Source organism: Enhygromyxa salina (genome assembly GCF_002994615.1).
Classification (GTDB): domain Bacteria; phylum Myxococcota_A; class Polyangia; order Nannocystales; family Nannocystaceae; genus Plesiocystis; species Plesiocystis salina_A.
The window spans coordinates 1-16786 of record NZ_PVNK01000285.1 but is presented as its reverse complement, the minus strand read 5'-3'; the positions used below and the strand labels follow the sequence as shown (position 1 = coordinate 16786).

15 protein-coding genes and 1 pseudogene are annotated in these 16786 nt (G+C 69.7%); 10 read left to right on the top strand and 6 right to left on the bottom strand.

The genetic code is table 11. The features are described 5' to 3' along the window. Window positions 1-295: 295 nt before the first annotated feature. The gene (locus tag ENSA5_RS33145) at window positions 296-652 is read right to left on the bottom strand and encodes a hypothetical protein (protein ID WP_106395732.1); all 357 of its coding nucleotides are present in this window, start codon (window positions 650-652) and stop codon (window positions 296-298) included. 168 nt (window positions 653-820) lie between these two features. On the opposite strand from ENSA5_RS33145, the gene ENSA5_RS33140 reads away from it, so the two are divergent. Next, window positions 821-1489, top strand: coding sequence for a TrmH family RNA methyltransferase (locus tag ENSA5_RS33140; RefSeq protein ID WP_181198413.1), 669 nt, complete (start codon window positions 821-823; stop codon window positions 1487-1489). Here the strand turns inward: ENSA5_RS33140 and ENSA5_RS33135 are convergent. From ENSA5_RS33135 to ENSA5_RS33125, 3 genes are all read right to left on the bottom strand, one after another. Then, window positions 1473-2210 carry a hypothetical protein gene (locus ENSA5_RS33135; RefSeq protein WP_181198412.1) on the bottom strand — a complete coding sequence of 246 codons (738 nt, stop codon included), beginning with the start codon at window positions 2208-2210 and terminating at the stop codon, window positions 1473-1475. The two genes, ENSA5_RS33140 and ENSA5_RS33135, sit on opposite strands and share 17 nt — an antisense overlap. A gap of 77 nt (window positions 2211-2287) precedes the next feature. Then, window positions 2288-3475: a hypothetical protein gene (locus tag ENSA5_RS33130; protein WP_146156378.1), complete on the bottom strand. Its 1188-nt coding sequence runs from the start codon at window positions 3473-3475 to the stop codon at window positions 2288-2290. An 88-nt stretch (window positions 3476-3563) separates the two neighbouring features. After that, window positions 3564-5246: a metallophosphoesterase gene (locus ENSA5_RS33125; RefSeq protein ID WP_106395728.1), complete on the bottom strand. Its 1683-nt coding sequence runs from the start codon at window positions 5244-5246 to the stop codon at window positions 3564-3566. Window positions 5247-5399: 153 nt separating this feature from the next. Between ENSA5_RS33125 and ENSA5_RS33120 the strand changes: the two genes are divergently transcribed. The 5 genes and pseudogenes from ENSA5_RS33120 (at window position 5400) to ENSA5_RS33100 (ending at window position 9938) form a co-directional block, all read left to right on the top strand. Then, window positions 5400-6170: a hypothetical protein gene (locus ENSA5_RS33120; protein WP_106395727.1), complete on the top strand. Its 771-nt coding sequence runs from the start codon at window positions 5400-5402 to the stop codon at window positions 6168-6170. A gap of 14 nt (window positions 6171-6184) precedes the next feature. Beyond that, a complete protein-coding gene (locus tag ENSA5_RS33115) occupies window positions 6185-7624 on the top strand; it encodes a hypothetical protein (protein WP_106395726.1) in 1440 nt (479 codons plus the stop codon). Between the two features lie 180 nt (window positions 7625-7804). Continuing rightward, complete coding sequence (locus ENSA5_RS33110) at window positions 7805-8389, top strand: TetR/AcrR family transcriptional regulator (RefSeq protein ID WP_106395725.1); 585 nt, start codon at window positions 7805-7807, stop codon at window positions 8387-8389. A gap of 34 nt (window positions 8390-8423) precedes the next feature. Further along, window positions 8424-8996 (top strand): annotated as a pseudogene (locus ENSA5_RS33105) (ERG2 family protein); the annotation flags it as partial. 312 nt (window positions 8997-9308) lie between these two features. Beyond that, complete coding sequence (locus ENSA5_RS33100) at window positions 9309-9938, top strand: adenylate kinase (protein ID WP_106395723.1); 630 nt, start codon at window positions 9309-9311, stop codon at window positions 9936-9938. 68 nt (window positions 9939-10006) lie between these two features. Here ENSA5_RS33100 and ENSA5_RS33095 read toward each other — a convergent pair whose 3' ends face one another. Further along, complete coding sequence (locus tag ENSA5_RS33095; protein ID WP_146156377.1) at window positions 10007-11014, bottom strand: hypothetical protein; 1008 nt, start codon at window positions 11012-11014, stop codon at window positions 10007-10009. A 96-nt stretch (window positions 11015-11110) separates the two neighbouring features. Between ENSA5_RS33095 and ENSA5_RS33090 the strand changes: the two genes are divergently transcribed. From ENSA5_RS33090 to ENSA5_RS33080, 3 genes are all read left to right on the top strand, one after another. Next, window positions 11111-12037, top strand: coding sequence for a YkgJ family cysteine cluster protein (locus ENSA5_RS33090; RefSeq protein ID WP_106395721.1), 927 nt, complete (start codon window positions 11111-11113; stop codon window positions 12035-12037). Between the two features lie 266 nt (window positions 12038-12303). Further along, window positions 12304-13602, top strand: a complete 1299-nt coding sequence (locus ENSA5_RS33085; RefSeq protein WP_146156376.1) for an ABC1 kinase family protein — start codon at window positions 12304-12306, stop codon at window positions 13600-13602. A gap of 147 nt (window positions 13603-13749) precedes the next feature. After that, window positions 13750-14271, top strand: coding sequence for an FxsA family protein (locus ENSA5_RS33080; RefSeq protein ID WP_106395719.1), 522 nt, complete (start codon window positions 13750-13752; stop codon window positions 14269-14271). A 64-nt stretch (window positions 14272-14335) separates the two neighbouring features. Here ENSA5_RS33080 and ENSA5_RS33075 read toward each other — a convergent pair whose 3' ends face one another. After that, window positions 14336-14953: a hypothetical protein gene (locus tag ENSA5_RS33075; RefSeq protein ID WP_106395718.1), complete on the bottom strand. Its 618-nt coding sequence runs from the start codon at window positions 14951-14953 to the stop codon at window positions 14336-14338. Window positions 14954-15311: 358 nt separating this feature from the next. Between ENSA5_RS33075 and ENSA5_RS33070 the strand changes: the two genes are divergently transcribed. Beyond that, entirely contained in the window at window positions 15312-16637 is a 1326-nt protein-coding gene (locus tag ENSA5_RS33070) for a hypothetical protein (protein ID WP_106395717.1), read from the top strand. Window positions 16638-16786 lie beyond the last annotated feature (149 nt).

Here is a 16786-nt window from a genome sequence, read left to right as displayed (position 1 = left end):
GCCCCCCTCTGGGGGGCCACGCATCCCGCTGCGTAGCTCATGAGAGCCCACCGAGCGGAGGAGCGAAGCGAGGGAGCGACCGGCCGCTGGCGGCCGTGCGTGGCAAAGTGCGAAAGCGGCTGTGGGGCGGTTGAGCACCCCTGCCCGCAAGCCACGCCGAGCCCCCCTCTGGGGGGCCACGCATCCCGCTGCGTAGCTCATGAGAGCCCACCGAGCGGAGGAGCGAAGCGAGGGAGCGACCGGCCGCTGGCGGCCGTGCGTGGCAAAGTGCGAAAGCGGCTGTGGGGGGCTAAGGTTAAATCCCTTGCATGTCGATGAAGCTGTGGATGTAGCCGCAGGTTCCGCAGGCGTAGGAGCGGACCGGGGCCGAGGCCGTGAAGCCGCCCTCGGGCGAGCCGAAGCGAAGGGTGCTCATCTTGAGGGGCAGGGGGTTGCGGACGTCGTGGCCGGCGACGATTGCGACCGGGAGCAAGTTGCCGGAGCACATCACGCACGACATCCGCAGGGTCTTGCGCCGCTCCTCGTACTCGCCGCTCAGCAGGGACTTGAAGCGGTCCTCGGCTTCGCTCAACGCGCCTTGGAGGCGACGGTTCTCTTGCTCGAGATTCGCCACCTCCAGCAGCAAGGCCTGCTGTTCGTCGCGATAGGGCACGGGTCGATTCTAGCCCTAAATCAAGCGCTGAATTGAAGATTCTGGATGATTTCGGGCGAGTACGAGCCGAGAGGCGAGCGTCTGGGGTGAGCGGAGGGGGCTTCGCCGCCGCAGCGAGGGGCCGTTTGGAAACTCGTGATTGCGTCCTCCAGCGCGTACAGTCCCGCCGTGCGCTACCAGCAGCGTGAGTGCCAGGCCGCCGGGTGCGGTCTGAGCTTCCCGGTCGCCGAGGCGAGCGAGCTCGGATCGCGCTGCCCGCTGTGTCAGGCCCCCACCCGCTTCGTCGGTGAGGTCTACGACACCCAAGAAGTTCACGAGGATCGGATCGCAAGCGGGCCCCGGGTCGAGGCGCTGCTCGATAACGTCCGCAGCCTCCGCAACGTCGGCTCCATGTTTCGGACCGCCGATGGGGCCGGGGTCACGCACATGCACCTCGGCGGGTTCACGCCCACGCCCGCCCACCCCAAGTTCGCCAAGACCTCGCTGGGCGCCGAGCGCAGCGTCGCGTGGAGTCATCAGCCCGACGCCTCCGCCGCCGCCGCCGCGCTCGTCGCCGCGGGCAAGCGGCTGTGGGCGCTCGAGGGCGGCCCGCGCTCGCGCGATCTCTTCGAGCTCGTCGACCGCGCGGGTGGGCCCGGGGATCCGCCGATCGTGTTGGTCCTCGGCCACGAGGTCTCGGGCGTCGACCCGCGCATCATCGCTCGCTGCGAGGAGGTCGCGCGCGTCCCGATGGCGGGCATCAAGGGCTCGCTCAACGTCTCGGTCGCGTTCGGCGTCGCCGCCTATCTCCTGCGTCACGCCCGCGGCGTGGTCCTGAACCCTACACGCCGCGGTTGAGCTCGAGGTCGAGGGCGAAGAGCTTGCCCTCGACGACGAACACCCAGCGGTAGGGCCGAGCCTCGAGATCGGTCAGCGTCCCGCGGGTGTGGAGGTGGACGCGCTGCTCGGGCTCGCCGAGCCACTTGTTTTGGCGGCTGGTGACGGTCAGCTCCTGCTCGAGGGTCAGCTCGGGCACCTTGTTGCGGCTGGCCTCGCCGACCCGCGGGGTCCCGGCCAGCGCGACGTCGATCTCGAGCTCGCCGCCGTCGAGGCGCACGGTCTGATCGATCGTGGCGTTCATCGCGTAGATCGTAGTCACGACCGGCTGCGAGAGGATCCGGGCCTTGGCGTCGAGCTCGGGGTCGGGCTCGCGGACGTCGAGGTCGTTGCGCGGGTACAGGCGCAGCGTCGCGCGCAGCTGCACGGCCTGGGGGTTGCCGAGCTGGCTGGAGAACTCCTGGCTCGGCGCCTCGCCGACGAGGTCGACGGTCGCGTCGTCGATCCGCACTTCACCAGGCGCGCTGAACTCGACGACCCGGGTCAGCACGAGGCCGGCCGCGGCCGCGAGGATCAGCCAGCTGTTGCTCGACAACCACCGCGAGATCGTGCGCGTGGCGCCTCGGGGCCGGTCGCGGGGGGCCTCGGGGAGTTCGTCGTCGACGGGCTCCGGAGCGTCATCACGCATCGGCGCGACGCTGGCACGCTCGGTCTGGCCAGCAAAATTAGTCGCGATCTCCATCTCCATCGTCTCCCTGACTCGGGGCGGCGCCCCGACACCCTCGCTTCGCTCGGGCCCTCAGGTCCTGGGAGACTGGGTCACCCGCAGATCGCCTTGTGGGCCCGCTTGGCCGCGACCCGCAGCGACTTGGGCAGGGCCTTGGCCGGCTGCTCGAGCACGGCCTCGACCAGCGCGAGGGCCGGCGTCGCGGCGCCGCCGAGCGCGGCCAGCCACTGCATCAGGGCCTCGAGGCGGCCATGATGGGTGACCAGCGGCTCGGCGGCGGCGACGACCTCGGGCAGCAAGCTCGCGCTCGCCGGACCGATCGTCGCGAGCGTGCGCAGGGCCTCGGCCTGGCGCGGGTCTTTCTTGCCGATCGGCGGACGCAGAAACCAGATCAGATCGTCGAGCAAGAACTCGGCCTCGGGCCCGAGCGCCCGCGCGGTCTCGAACGCGGCCTGATGAACGAGCACGCTCGCGTCCCACAGCGCGCGGGCCAGCGACGCGCGGTTGGGGCTGGTCAGCGGGCGCTTGGCCAGGCCCCGGACGTGGTGGAGGCGGGTCTGCGGCGAGCCCTCGCGGCACGGCAGCCGGATCATCTGACCGCCGAGGCTGAGCCATCGCAGCCGCCGAAAGCTCTCGATCAGCGCGACGTTGGCGGTGCTGCGTCGCCCGCCGATGCTCCCGGGCTCCCACGCGCCGCTGGGTCGCTCGCACAGCCGCGCCGGGCGCCCAATATGGATCTCGCGCAGGGTCGGGTTGGTCAGGCGGCCATGGGTCAGCCACTGCGACCACGCGCCGATGTCGTGATCGCTCTCGAGCTCGACGCGCACGACCTCGACCCAGCGCAGCGCGGGCTGGCGCATGAGCAGCGGCACGATCCAGTTGATGGTGTCGAGGCGCGTGGGCTTGAACTTGGCGCGGAGGCGGCGGCGCCAGTGGGTCGGCGCCGGGGTGTTCGCGGTCGAGAGCTTGCTCGCCCTGACCTCCAGCTCGCGCACGAAGCCGAGCTGCCAGCGCAGCGTGACCCCGGGGTTGTCGGGCACCGCCTCGTCCCACAGCCGCGCCGCGAGCCGTCGCCGCAGCAGGTCGGCCTCGGCCCGGGCCCGCTCGGCGACCGCGGCGCGGGCCGTCGCGGCGGCGTGATCGAGGACCACCAGCTGGCCGAGGGGGTCGCCCTCGAGCTGCAGCAGGTCGGCCCAGACCAGGCGCAAGCTGGTGTCGTCGGCCCACTCGATCAAGTCATCCTCGAGCAGACGACGAACGGTCTCGGGGTCACGACTCACGGCGCGCCACACAGCTTAGCCGTAGCCATGCCCACAGAAAATGAGCCTCCTCAGGAGGCTGTGGGGGGACCACGGAGGCTGCGGGGGGTCACGGAATATCGATCTCGGGCGCGCGCTCCTTGAACGCGTTGAGCTCGGGCGACTGGTAGCGGCTGTAGTCGATCGCCCACGGCGTGGCCGTGATCTCGCCCTGGGTCCGCTTGATCGTCAGGGCCATCGGCCGCACGTCGCGGTAGTTGGAGTCCGGCGGGATGTCGTCGTTGTCGATGCCGCCGGCCGAGAACACGGTCAGGAGGCGGATGTCGTCGTCGCGGTAGACCGACTTGAACCCGGCGTTGACCTTCTCGTGACCGCGGACGAGGAGGTTGCAGCCGAGCTTGCCCATGAACGAGCGGAACTGCTTGCGGCCGAAGGGGAAGCGGGCGCTCGCGGCCTGGAGATCTTCGGGGATCACCTCGGCGCGGCTCGGGTCGCTCCACAGCATCTGGAAGCGGATGTCGGGGTCGTTGAGGGTCGACATGCCCTGCCAGCGCTCGCGGATCAGCGCGTCGCGGGGGATGCCCGCGTGGACGAACAACATCCGATCGTGGATCAGCATGTTGGGCATCGAGTCGAAGAACTTGAGGTAGCGCTCGAAGATCTCGTCGGGCACGTGATTGACGAGGGAGTTGATCGCCTCGGCCGGGCGCACGCCGCCGTAGACTCGGCCCTGGTACTCGATGTAGTACTCGTGGTTGCCGCGGAGCACGTAGACGTGCTCGGGCACGGTCAAGAACAGCTTGAGGACCGTGCGCAAGATGCCGTTGTAGGAGAAGCGCCCGCGGTCGATGTAGTCGCCGAGCAGCACGAGCTTGATCTCGGGGTTGTTGGCCGGGTCGGCGCGGAAGCGCTTGACCTTGTCCATGAAGTCGGCCTGCATCAGCGCGGCCTTGAGGTTCGAGTAGCAGCCGTGGAGGTCGCCGAGCACGATCATCTCGAAGTCGCGGTCGCTGGGCGGGACGACGTGGACGTGGCCGTCGAGGAAGGGCGCCGCGCCGAATTCGAAGTCGTCGACCGAGCTCGCGCTCGCGAGCTTGCCGAGGCTGCGCTCGCGCTCCTTGTTCCAGTAGGCCTGGGCCTGATCGAGGACCGCGACGTCGGCGTCGATCTGCTTGCGGATCTTGCTGGGGTTGGCCGAGTAGTGGTGCTCGAAGCTGGTGAAGAAGGGGTGGTTCTCGGTCCGCGGCTCGATCGAGATCGGCTGCTGGAGCTCGATCTCGTCGCCGACGACGTCCTCGTCGCCGACCATCGGATCCTGGTCGAGGAGCGCGGCGAGCTCGTTGCGGAACTTGACCTCCTCGGGGTGGACGACCCCGTCGGCGTTGATGAATTCGTCGACGACGCCGAGCAGGGCCTCACGGTTTTGCTCGTCGAGATCCTTGAACATCTCGAACGCGCGCAGCTTGAGCTTGGCCTTGACGAATTCGCCGACGTCCTCGCCGTCGGCCACGGCCTCGGTGAACAGCTCCTTGACCTCGCGATCGATCTGCTGGAAGACCTCGACGTAGTGCTCGTGCTCGCGCTCGATCGCCTCGTAGCGGGCCTCGGGCGAGAGCTCGTCGCTCTTGCGCGAGTCGATCCGCTCGGTCACGACCTTGCGCAGGTAGGCGCGGACGAAGGCCTTCTCGCTGAGGTCGAACTCGTTGTCGATGTAGCCGCAAGTCGTGAGGTAGAAGATGATGGCTTCGATCTGCTGCTCGGCGATGCGGGGGTCCAAAGAGAGCTTGATCATCGGCGTGTGTTCCTGTGTCAGGCGGGGGCGCGCGGCGGGTTCGGGACCACCCGGTCGGCCGGGTGCGTTGGCGGATCATAGCCTCCCCTTCGTGGGGGAGGAGCACAGCGCGCGCATTGTGCGTCGAATCGAGACTGGGGTAGCCTGGCCGCCGTGCGCTGTCACGCCTACCAGCTCCCTTCGGAGGTGTACCGTGCGCTCGAGGCCCAGATCCTCGAGGCGCTGGCAGACGCGAGCCTCGAGCAGCTCGGCTATCTGCTCGGCGATCACGACCTCAAGGTCGAGCTGCTCAGCGGCGAGTGGCGGGTGCTGTTCGAGGCCGCGCGCGACATCTCCTACCAGGTCGTCAAGCTCGGGGAGCGCCGCGCTCGCATGGCGATCTCGCCCGACGAGCTGTCCGAGCTCGTCACGCTCTTGCGCAGCCCCGAGCGCCAGGTCGACTGGGCGCCGATCAGCTTCGGCCTCGCCGAGCTCGTCGACGCGCTGCCGGTCGGCATGGACCTCGTCGGCCTGGTCATCGTCGAAGAGGACGACGACTGGATGTGGCGCGAGTCGACCCACGAGATCATCGCGATCCGGCCCGAGGTCTACTCGCTGATCGAGCCGCACATGCACGAGCTGATCAAGATCGGTGACTTCGGCGCGCTCGCGCGCCTGGCCGGGGATCACTGCGAGGGCGCGATCGAGTTCTCCAACCAGCGCTGGTTCGACCTCGGCCAGGCGATCGTCACCCACGCGCCCGAGCTGATCCCGGTCATCGAGGCCACGGTCTCGCCGCCGGACGTCTACACCAGCGTCCGCGAGGCGCTGTCGCTGGTCGCCGACCCGCGCACGCAACCGAGCCTCGACGCGTGGCTGCGGGTCCACTCCGACGGCCACCAGTACGCGCTGTTCTTCCGCGACATCCGTCGCGAGGTCGAGTAGTGGGCGCGGTAGCGGTGAGCGGCGGCGGAGGTGTCCGCGATCGTGGCCGTCGCCGCCGCCTCGTCGCGTTGTTCGAGGCGCTCGGAGACACGGAGGTCGGGCGCGAGTTCGGGCTGCTGCGCCTGGTCAGCTTCGACGACTTTCGGGCCTCGGTCCCGCTGATGGACCCGCTCAGCCACGTCGAGCGGGTGACCGCGCGCCTCGGCTTCGGGCGCGAGGAGCTCGACGACGAGCAGCTGACCGCGGCGAGCGTGGATCGCAAGGCGGTCCGCGGGGTCTGGCGCCAGCGCCTGGGCAGCGCGACGCCGGAGCGCGTCGCGCTCGTCGAGGCCCTGGCCGACGACCACCTCGTCGATCGCGTGCGCATGGATGACCTGCGCTCGCTGTCGCCGGCCGTCGAGCTCCTGCGGATCGACAGCGTGCCCCGGGATCCGCTCCAGCTGATCGACGACCTGCGCCGCTTTCGGCCCGACGCGCTCGTGCTCCCGAGCCTCGCGACCTGCGGCTGGCTCGAGCAGCTGATCCGGGCGCCGCTCGAGCGTCGGCTGCCGCAGCTGCGCTGGCTGTTCGCCGAGCACGACCTCGACGAGCGCGTCCGCAGCCGCTTGCCGGTCATCAACTCGGGCTGGCTCCACGCGGCCGGACGCATCGGGCTCCCGGCCCGACGCAGCCCGATGGACGCGTTCTCGCTGGCCACGAACAGCACCTTGATCGAGCTGCTGCCCCACGGCGATCCCGAGATCGACCCCCGCCAACACACGACCGAGCGCACGGTCTTGCCCGAGGTCGCGATCCTCGGCGAGCGCTACGAGCTGGTCTTGAGCTCACCCTTGGGCTTCTTGCGCCTCCGCAGCGGGCTCCATGTTCGGGTCGTCGGCTTCGCGCCGCCCGCGAGCGGCGGCGCCCTCGACGGTGAGCTCGAGTCCGGCCGCGCGGTCGGGACCTTGCCGCGCCCGCGGGTGGTTCGACTCCCGCCGCCGCCGCGCGACGCCGCGCTCGAGGGCGTGACGGTGCCGGGCGCGTGGCTGACCGCGAGCGTGCGCCAGGCCTTCCTGCCCGAGGACCCCGCGCTGGTCGCCGCCGACATCGCCGCCGATCCCGACGCCGTTCAGATCTCCGCTCGGGCGTCGCGGACCGGCCTCGACCCCTTCGCCGACACCGAGCTCGGCGCGAGCCGGGCGGGCGCGCGGCGCAAGGGCCCCAAGCCGCGGTCTCTGGTCATCCGCCTCGAGGTTCAGGGCCAGGCCGGGCCGAGCTTCTCGATGCGCATCGCCGATCGCATCGATCTGGATCTGCGCAGCCGCTCGGCCGCCTACGACTGGCTGCGCGAGCGAGACGAGCTGTGGGAGCCTCGCGTGGTCATCGCGCGTCCGGGAACCGCGCGCAGTGGTCGGGATCGGCGCATCCGCGCGCTGTCAGGACCGGTCGCCCGGCCGGTCGTGCAGATGATCTGAGCCCCGCTGCTCAAAAAAGTGTGTAGTTTCGCCCATTTCGGACTGCATCCGGGGATCGGGTTTTGGTTCCCTATTTTTACTTCCATTGGGTGTGATGTGCCGCGAGAGGCGAATATTGACGCTCCACAGAGGGCATGTTGGATTGCATCTGTCGCCTTTTTTGTTGGCGAAATCACCAAAATGCAGAGGGAAATACAACAGTCGTCACTGGAAATGCGAATCTTGGACCACGCTGAGACTCGGCTTCTCGAGCAGGGATACCGGGGCATGCGCGTCGACGAGCTCGCTCGAGACGTCGGGATCAGCAAGCGAACGCTCTATGAGCAATTTCGCACGAAGGAGGACATGGCCCGCAAGGCGCTCGCGCGTCGGCTGGAGCGCCTCCGGGGCGGCGTCGATCGGCTCGTGGCGACCGGGGGGGACGAGTCCGATCAGCTGCGGGAGGTCATGCTGCTGATCTGCCGGGTCTACGCCAAGGCCCAGCCAGCCTTCCACCAGGACCTCGAGAGCACACCCTCGCTCACGGAGCTGGTCGCGGCGTCCCGCCGAGACAGCTTCTCGAAGATCGAGGCGGTGATCCGCTCGGGCATCGACAACGGCCGCTTCCGCGCCGATCTCGACCCACGCCTCGTCCAGCGCAGCCTGGTCGCCGCGGTCGAGGGCGTGCTGCGCCCGGAGATTCTGGCCGAGGACGGGGTGACGCTGGATCACGCATTTCAGGCGATCCTGGACCTGATCCTCAACGGCCTCAGCCGCCCAGTGTGATCCGCCGCATGCCTCCGCGGTCTGCGGATATGCGAGGGAGTCATCGCCCATGAGCTACCTGTTCGACCCAGAAGTCCTCGCACGGATCGCCCGTGGCGCTCTCGGCCGTCCGCTCGAGATCATGATCGAGCAGATCGCCGCCGAGCTCGAGCACGAGTACCCCGGCCACATCCGCGACGACCGCGAGTGGGTGCTCAACAACGCGGGCGGCGCGATGGGCATGATGACCGTCCTGCACGCGTCGATCACCGAGTACGTGATCATCTTCGGCACGCCGATCGGGACCGAGGGGCACTCCGGGCGGTTCTGGGCCGAGGACTACTTCTACATCCTAGAGGGTGAGCAGTGGGCCTACTCGGAGACCTCGCCGGTCAAGGAGGTCTACCGGCCCGGAGATCTGCACGTGCTCCCGCGCGGCGTGGCCCAGGGCTACCGGATGCCCGATCGCTGCTTCGCGCTCGAGTACGCCCGGGGCTTCATCCCGGCGATGCTGCCCTTTGGCGTCGCGGACACCCTGTTCGGGACCCTCGACTGGCGCACCTTCGGCCGGACCCTCGGCAAGTACGGCGCCAGCTCGGTCAAGGAGCTGCTCCAGGGCAAGGTCTGAGCGCGCAGCCGGGCTCGATGCCCGGGGCGGAGTTGACGTCGCAGACGAGCTCGCGCACGGCGGGCCGCCAGGGTCGCCGCTGCCGTCGTTGTCGCCGTCGTCGTCTCCGGTGTCGCCGTCTGCGCTCGCAAACCAGTCTGGTCCGCTCTTCCACCAAAATCTCCGGGTGGATTGGGATTGCCGTCGACCGAACGCGCGCACAGCTTCGCGCGCTTGCGGGGGCTCGCCCGGGGTGCGACGCTCCCCGGCCATCGGGCCCGGCGACAATTGGCCAGGCCCTCAAACCCCCCAGCCAAAAGCGAGCACGAGAGCATGCGACTGATCTTGGTCGGCCCCCCAGGGGCTGGAAAAGGCACCCAGGCGGGCCGTCTCGTCGAGACCTACGCCATCCCCCACATCTCGACCGGCGACATGTTTCGCGCGGCGGTCAAGGCCGGAACCGAGCTCGGCAAGCGCGCCGACGAGTACATGCGCAGCGGCGCGCTCGTCCCCGACGAGCTCGTGATCGCCATGGTCCTCGAGCGGATCCAGCAAGACGACTGCAAGGACGGGTTCATGCTCGACGGCTTCCCGCGGACCACGCCTCAGGCCGAGGCCCTCGACGCGGCCCTGACCGCGGCCGGGATCGAGCTCGACGCCGTCGTCCAGATTGAGGTCCCCGACGAGCTGATCGAAAACCGGATCATCCACCGGCGCCAGGACCCCGAGACCGGGAAAATTTACCACCTCGAGTACAACCCGCCCGCCGACGAGGCCGTGCGCGCGCGCCTGGTTCACCGCAAGGACGACACCCCCGAAGCCTGCCGCGCGCGGCTCGACAAGTATCACGCGGAGACCGCCCCGATCGTGCCCTTCTACGCCGCCAAGGGCCTGCTCAAGCGTGTCGACGGGGTCGGCGCGCCCGACGAGGTCGAGGTCCGGATCAAGGCCGCGCTGGCCTAGCCAGCCTGCACGTGGCCTCGCGGAGGCCGCGTGCGGCCGGCCCTGGCCCGCCCCGAGCTGCGCAGCGCTCAGCTGGCTTCGGCCGGGGCGGCCTCCGCCGGGGCGGCCTCGGCCGGGGCGGCTTCCGCGGGGGCCTCGGCGGGCACCGAGCCGACCTCGTAGGTCGTCGAGACCTCGTTGTTGGTCGAGAACTGGATCGGCTGCCCGGGGATATCGACCGTGATCTCGCTCTGGCTGTAGCCGTTGTAGGACTTGGGCAGCTTGGCCTCCATGTCGAAGAAGATCGTGTAGGACGACTCTTCGAGGATCGAGACCATCGCCGTGTTGCCGCCGCCGGCTTCGATCTCGGTCGCGCCGCTGCCCTCGATCGTCACGTCGAGCTCGGCCACGGTGCCGGCGATCTCGCGCAGGGTCCAGCTGATGTCGACCTCGACGGGGACCGAGCCGAAGGGCAGCTCGCGCTCGTCGGCCTTGGTCGGGAGCGTGACTTTGGTCCCGGGCTCGAGGTCGACGGTCGGCAGATCCGGGAGGCTGAACAGGCCGAAGTCCATCGGCGCGTCGTCCTTGCTGGCGTTCTCGGCCAGAGCCTTGGTCAGGTCCTCGTCGGCTTCGCCCTTGAGGTTGACGATCGTCCAGCTCTCGGAGTTGGCCAGCTCGGCCATCAGATCCATCGGCTCCTCGCCGGCCTCCTCGGCCTGCTTGCGCATGAACTCGGGGTCGAGCTGGCCCGAGCCCTCGTAGCCCATGAGCTCGACGACCTTGCCGTGGAGCTTGAGCTTGTCGCCCTCGGGGGTCGCCTCGATCACGCTGCGGGCCGACAGCTCCGACGCGCCCTGGCCCTGGTTCGAGGACAGCTCGAGCTTGACCTCGGTCGTGGCCGTGAGCGTGAACCCGCTGGCGGCGTAGGCGTAGTCCTTGCCGGCCTCGGCGTCCGCCTTGCCCTCGGTCTCGGACGCGACACCGCCGCCGTCGCCGGGCGCGTTGCTCTTGTCGCTGTCGCAGGCGGTCAGCGACGCGAGGCCAAGCGTGAGCGCGACGAGGAGCGAGGGGCGAATTCGGGGGCGGCGGGCGATCATGAAGCGCACGCTACTTGCGCGTTTTGCGGTACGCAAGCGGCCGCCCGGGCCCGCGGACTGGATCCTTGCTGCGGGTCTGATACAAGCCGTGCGACCGTGCTCAATTTTCTCGCCGCGCTGTTCGGCCCTCGGGTCAAGTTGCCTCGCGACCGCGTCACGCGGATCTCGAGGCGTGCGCGCAAGAAGGCCCAGGAGCACATCGACACGATGCAGAAGATCGTCGACGAGCTCTCGGGCCTCCCGGGCATCGCCGACGTGACCAAGACCAAGCGCTTGCCGCGGGGCTTCTACGATCGCGTCGATGACATGCTGACGGCCTACGACCGCTACGTCGAGGCCGTGCGCGCCGAGCTCGGGGTCAGCGACGCCGCGGTCCCGGGCACCCCCGCGGGCAAGGGCGCCTGTTACGCCGCGCCCTACGGCGTCAGCGGGCCCGAGGCCCTGGCGATCTACCGCGAGATCCGGACCTGGAAGGACTTCGCCCAGGTCGCCCAGCGCCTCGGCGAGCTCGGCGAGCAGCAGTTCAAGGACATTCAGGCCGGGCACACGGGCAAGGACCCCGAGAAGATCCGCATGACCAGCAAGGCCGCGGGCCTGGGTCGCAAGACCTTCGCCGAGCGCGGTGAGGCCTGCCCGTTTTTGGATCAGGGCAAGGGCCGCTGTCGGATCTGGGATCGCCGGCCGATGACCTGCCGCATGCATCACATCACCGGTGACGCGGAGCTGGCCGATCCTCGCCACGAGCGGCACGCCGAGGTTCAGGTCGTCAACATTCGGGTGCCCGTGCGGCCTCAGGTGGCGCTGTCGCAGATCGACAAGCGCATGGCCCTGGGGCTGTCGCCGTTTTTGTATGCGAGCGTGTTGCAGCTGCTGCAGCTCGGCGAGGGGCAGCTGCTGCAGGAGCTCGGCGAGGCGCCGCAGCGGATGCAGCAGGACGGGCGGGTGGTCCAGAAGGCCAACCGCAACGTCAAGCACTCGAAGAAGAACCTGAAGAAGAAGAAAAAGAAGAAGAAGCGCAAGTAGGCGGGCGGCGACGGAGCTGGGCCGAGCAGGCCGATCTCATCGTGCTCGCTGCGCCCCGGCGACAATCTCGCTCTGGGCCGCGCTGGGTTCTTCAGCAGCCTGCTAGCCACAGCTCGCCGATGTCGCCGAAACAAGGCGCGTAGTGGTCGAACTCGGCGCTGCGATCGGAGATTTGCCGCTGTTGCGCCACTCCCGGCGTCGGTGCACAGTGCTGATCAGTGGCGAACCCTCCGACTCGCGGCAAGCGCTTCTTCAAGCTTGCCAGCATGACGGCCTCGGTCGCGGGCAACCTGGCCAAGACGAAGGTCAAGGCGCTGTTTCAGTCCGACGAGGACGCCGCGGCCGCGCGCTCGGAGGCCAACCGCGAGTCGGGCAACCTGATCGCGCAGACCCTCGGCGAGCTCAAGGGCGCGGTCATGAAGGTCGGCCAGATGGCCTCGATCGCCCACGACGTCCTGCCCAAGGAGCTGTCTGACGCGCTCGGCAAGCTCCAGCGCGAGGCGCCGCCGATGGACTTCGAGGTCATCGCCGAGCAGATCGAGCGCGAGCTCGGCTCGCCGCCGGAGGTCCTGTTCTCGAAGTTCGACCCCGAGCCCTTCGCGGCCGCGTCGATCGGCCAGGTCCACCGCGCGACGACCGACGACGGGCGCGAGGTCGTGGTCAAGGTCCAGTACCCCGGGGTCGACGGCGCGGTCGACTCGGACCTCGCCCAGCTCAAGATCGCCCTGCGCGCGAGCGGGATCGTCAACATCGGCCGCGAGGCGCTCAACGCCTCGTTCAAGGAGGTCCGCGAGCGCCTCCACGAGGAGCTCGACTACACCAACGAGGCCGCCAACGTCCGCCTGTTTCGCGAGTTCCACGTCGGCCGCCACGACTTCATGGTCTTGCCCGAGGTCGTCGGCGAGCGCTCGAGCCAGCGGGTCCTGACGCTGACCTACGAGCCCGGCGACAGCCTCACGGAGCTCGACGACAAGGGCTACACCCAGGCCGAGCGCGACACCCTCGGTCGCAACCTGTTTCACATGATGTGCAGCCAGGTGTTCGAATTCGGCATCATCCACGCCGATCCGAACCCCGGCAACTTCGCGTTTCGCCGCGACGGCACGATCGTGCTCTACGACTTCGGCTGCGCCAAGCGGCTCGAGCTCGACATCATCGTCGCCTACAAAGATCTGATCGAGCAGGGCATCGCCGAAGACTGGGACGCGGTCGACGACGCGCTGATGCGCCTCGAGGTCCGGCGCCCGAGCGGGCCGCGGCCCGACGACAGCTTTTACAAGGGCTGGCGCGACACCTTCGCCGATCCCTTCTTGGACGTGGCGATCTTCGACTACGGTCGGTCCACGGTCCACGACGAGGTCGTCAAGCTGGTCCCGGGCTCGATCAAGCGCATGGCCTCGTTCCAGCCCGCGACCGAGCTGATCTTCCTCGACCGGACGGTGGTCGGGCACTACGGCAACATGCGGATCCTCCGCTCGCGCGTGCCCTCGTACACCTTGTTGAAGGGCTACCTCGACGCCTTCCCCGGCGAGTTCACGGCCCGCCCGGCAGACGCCCCCGCGTGAAGTGAGCTCTGAGCCCCCTTCCAGGGCCCACGCGGACCCTGGTGGACCTCATGCGGGCCGACCGAGCCAGGAACGAGCGAGCGGCCGTGGGTGGCCGAGTGCAGAGTGCCGGCAGGGGCCACAAATTTCCTGCTAGGCTGACTCGACGTGCTCGGCCGCCTGTTCCTCCTGTTCACCCTCGTCCCGATCGTCGAGATCTACCTCCTCGTCACGCTCGGGGGCTTGATGGGCCCGGGGCCGACCGTCGCGCTGGTCGCCGCCACAGGCTTCCTCGGCGCGTGGCTGGCTCGCCGCGAGGGGCGCAAGGCGCTCGCCGCCTACCAAGAGTCGATGGCCAAGATGGAGCTGCCCGAGGACGGGATCGTCTCGGGCCTGCTGATCCTGGCCGGCGGGGTCATGCTGATCACCCCCGGGGTCATGACCGACGTGTTCGGGCTCGCGATGATGGTCCCGCCGATCCGCCGGGCCACAGCGAGCCTGGTCAAGAAGCGGATGCAAAAGCGGATCGCCAGCGGCGACGTGCAGGTGATGCACATCGGGGCCGGCGGGTTTCGTGCCGGCTTCGGCGGTGGTGTGGGTCGTGGCGGCGATGGCGGGCTCGGCGACGGGGCCGTGGTCGACGCCGAGATCGTCGACGCCGAGGGCGGCGCAGGTTCGCGCGAGGCCTAGCAGCCCGGGGTGCTAGCAGCCCGGGGTGCTAGCAGCCCGGGGTGCTAGGGCCTGGCCGCTGCCGTCAGAGCCGATGGGCGCGGACCAGGGTCTGGTCGACCGCGGCGATCCAGCGCGGGCCGAAGCGGCGGCGATCGGCGGCCCACTCGTGGACGCGTGGGACGGCGTGGGCGAGGCCGCTGCGCTCGTCGGCGACCGCGGCCGCGAGGATCGATCCAAACCCGAACCACAGGCGGCTCGGGCCGAGGCCGAGGGCGTCGGCGAAGCTCGTGGCGCAGCGGCGAAAGGCGGGCTCGGGTATCGAGGCCCGCCGCTGCCGGGTCAGCTCGGCGGCGGTCTGGGTCAGGCGCGCAGCGATGTCGGGCCGCTGCGGGAGCGCGCGGGCGCTGGCCCGGGCCAGGAGCAGCAGATCGAGCTCGAGCATCCAGCGCGGCATCCCGCGCTCGGACAGGTGGTCGGCGGTCCAGCGGACCTGGCGATCGAGCTCGTCGGCGTCGCGCTCGGCGAGGGCCATGAAGTGGGTGTTGTCGCTGCGGATCAGGCCGAGGCCGCGATCGCCGTAGCGCCAGATGAGATAGGGAAAGGCCCGGGCGTAGGCGCGGACCGAGACCTCGACCGCGGTCAGCGCCCGGGGCTCTGCGGGGGCTCGGTGGGCGTCGGCGTCGGGCTCGGGCGCTTGCATCCGCGTGGGAGCATAGCCGGTACTCGTAGCGCGTGCCCGGAGCGGACTTCGTGCGAGCGGCACGAGCGCTCGTGCTAGCAGCCCGGGCTGCTAGCAGCCCGGGGTGCAATGCATCGTGTCGCCTCGCGCCGGAATTTCCGCCGAGGGCGCGAAGCCAAAACGCCGCTGTACCGGGCGTACTGCAAGTTTTGGCGACAAAGCCATCGGCGAAAAGGCCAAGCGAGGCGGCGCGAGGCATTGCAGCCCGGGCTGCTAGGCCGCGACGTCGGCCGTGTAGCTGACGGCGCCGCACAGGCACTGCCCCGTCCGTTGCATGGGCGGAGGATAACCCGCGTCGAGACGTGGAATACTGCGGCGGATGCCAAACCTGATCCCCGGCAGCCCGGTTCGACTCGAGGAAGATAGCGAGGCCAGGCGATCGCTCCCGGAGGTCCCCTTTGCGGTCCAGGACGCGTTCGGCGCCAAGGCCCAGGTCGTGCTCCATCGCGGACGCTGGTCGGCGCTCGCCAAGCGTGGGGGTCGGCACGCGTTCGCGCTGTTCGACGGCGAGGGCGCCAAGCTCTCGGCCGTGCGGACCACCGTGCTCTTCGGTCAGACCCTCGAGGTCGACGCGGCCGCCCGGAGCCTGGTCATCGGCGGCTCGGGCCAGCTGTTGTACGCGGTCGAGCCCGACGCCCGGGCCCGCTGCCTCGGCGAGCTGCCCGCGCCCGGCCGCATCGAGTCGGCTTGCTGGCTGCCCGACGGCGGCGTGGCCTTCGTGCTCGGCAGTGAGATCCACGTCCACCGGGCCGCGGCCACGGGCGAGCTCGAGCCGGCGCTGTGCTTTCGCCCCGAAATGGACGAGATCTACGGCCTTCGCTGCCTCCCCCATCCGCGCGAGCGAGAGATCTGTGTGATCGCGGCTGCGGCCGAACGTGACGCCGGGCTGTGGGCGGTGAGCGCGGCCGGCCAGGTCCACGCGCTCGCGCGCTGGGACGACCTCGACCTCGCCGAGGTCCGCCTGTGCCTCGACGAGACCGGCCTGCGCTTGATGTTGCCCGAGACGGCGACGCTGGCGGTCGGCGGCGGCTTGAGTCGAGTCCTGGGTCTCGCGCAGTCGCTGAGGGTGCTCGACAGCCTGCCGAGCGTCCCGAGCGAGCCGGCGCCCGCGCTCGTCGAGGGTCAGACGCTCGCGGCCCCCGGCGCGGCCGAGGCCAAGCTCGAGGTCACGGTCGCGGTCGCGCCCGACGCCAAGGTCGCCCCGGCGCTCGATCGCCTCGGCCCGCTGACGGCGGCGTTGATCCGCATGCTCCGAGCCGGAGCCGAGCGCACGACCCCAGACCCCGAGGTCCTGAAGCTCATTCGCGCCAACATGCCCGTGGATCTGCGCGCCTACGTCCACGCGTGGGCCATGTACGCGCCGACCAACCCCACCGTCTACGAGTTCTGGGCCGCGTCGCCTCAGCCGGTCACGCACGGGTTCATCCGCGAGCTCGTGGGCGACTCGCTGCAGCTCGGGATCTTCGCGTCCGGCGAGCCGATCGTCGCGCGTCGCAGCGGCTCGAGCAGGTGCGAGGTCATGATGATCGAGGAAGAAGGGATCCCCTGCCGCTACCGCGGGCTCGAGGGCTTCCTCGCCGACCTCCAGATGCGCGCGTCGGAGTTGGACGACTGGACCTTCGAGCTCGACGCCTGGCAGCGCTGAGCGCCTGCGACCGGTCGCTTGCGGCCGTGCGTGGCAGAGTTGCTGACGGCTGTGGGGGTCCAAACCAGCCCCCTTTAGGGGGCCACGGAGGCGGAGGCGAAGCTCATACCAGCCCACCGAGCGAGGAGCGGAGCGAGGAGCGACCGGCC

What these genes read in the sequence shown, in the direction of transcription:
- ENSA5_RS33135 (WP_181198412.1), bottom strand. Translation starts at nt 2,210, where the DNA reads ATGGAGATCGCGACTAATTTTGCTGGCCAGACCGAGCGTGCCAGCGTC.
- ENSA5_RS33125 (WP_106395728.1), bottom strand. Translation starts at nt 5,246, where the DNA reads ATGATCAAGCTCTCTTTGGACCCCCGCATCGCCGAGCAGCAGATCGAA.
- ENSA5_RS33110 (WP_106395725.1), top strand. Translation starts at nt 7,805, where the DNA reads ATGCAGAGGGAAATACAACAGTCGTCACTGGAAATGCGAATCTTGGAC.
- ENSA5_RS33100 (WP_106395723.1), top strand. Translation starts at nt 9,309, where the DNA reads ATGCGACTGATCTTGGTCGGCCCCCCAGGGGCTGGAAAAGGCACCCAG.
- ENSA5_RS33095 (WP_146156377.1), bottom strand. Translation starts at nt 11,014, where the DNA reads ATGATCGCCCGCCGCCCCCGAATTCGCCCCTCGCTCCTCGTCGCGCTC.
- ENSA5_RS33085 (WP_146156376.1), top strand. Translation starts at nt 12,304, where the DNA reads ATGACGGCCTCGGTCGCGGGCAACCTGGCCAAGACGAAGGTCAAGGCG.
- ENSA5_RS33075 (WP_106395718.1), bottom strand. Translation starts at nt 14,953, where the DNA reads ATGCAAGCGCCCGAGCCCGACGCCGACGCCCACCGAGCCCCCGCAGAG.
- ENSA5_RS33070 (WP_106395717.1), top strand. Translation starts at nt 15,312, where the DNA reads ATGCCAAACCTGATCCCCGGCAGCCCGGTTCGACTCGAGGAAGATAGC.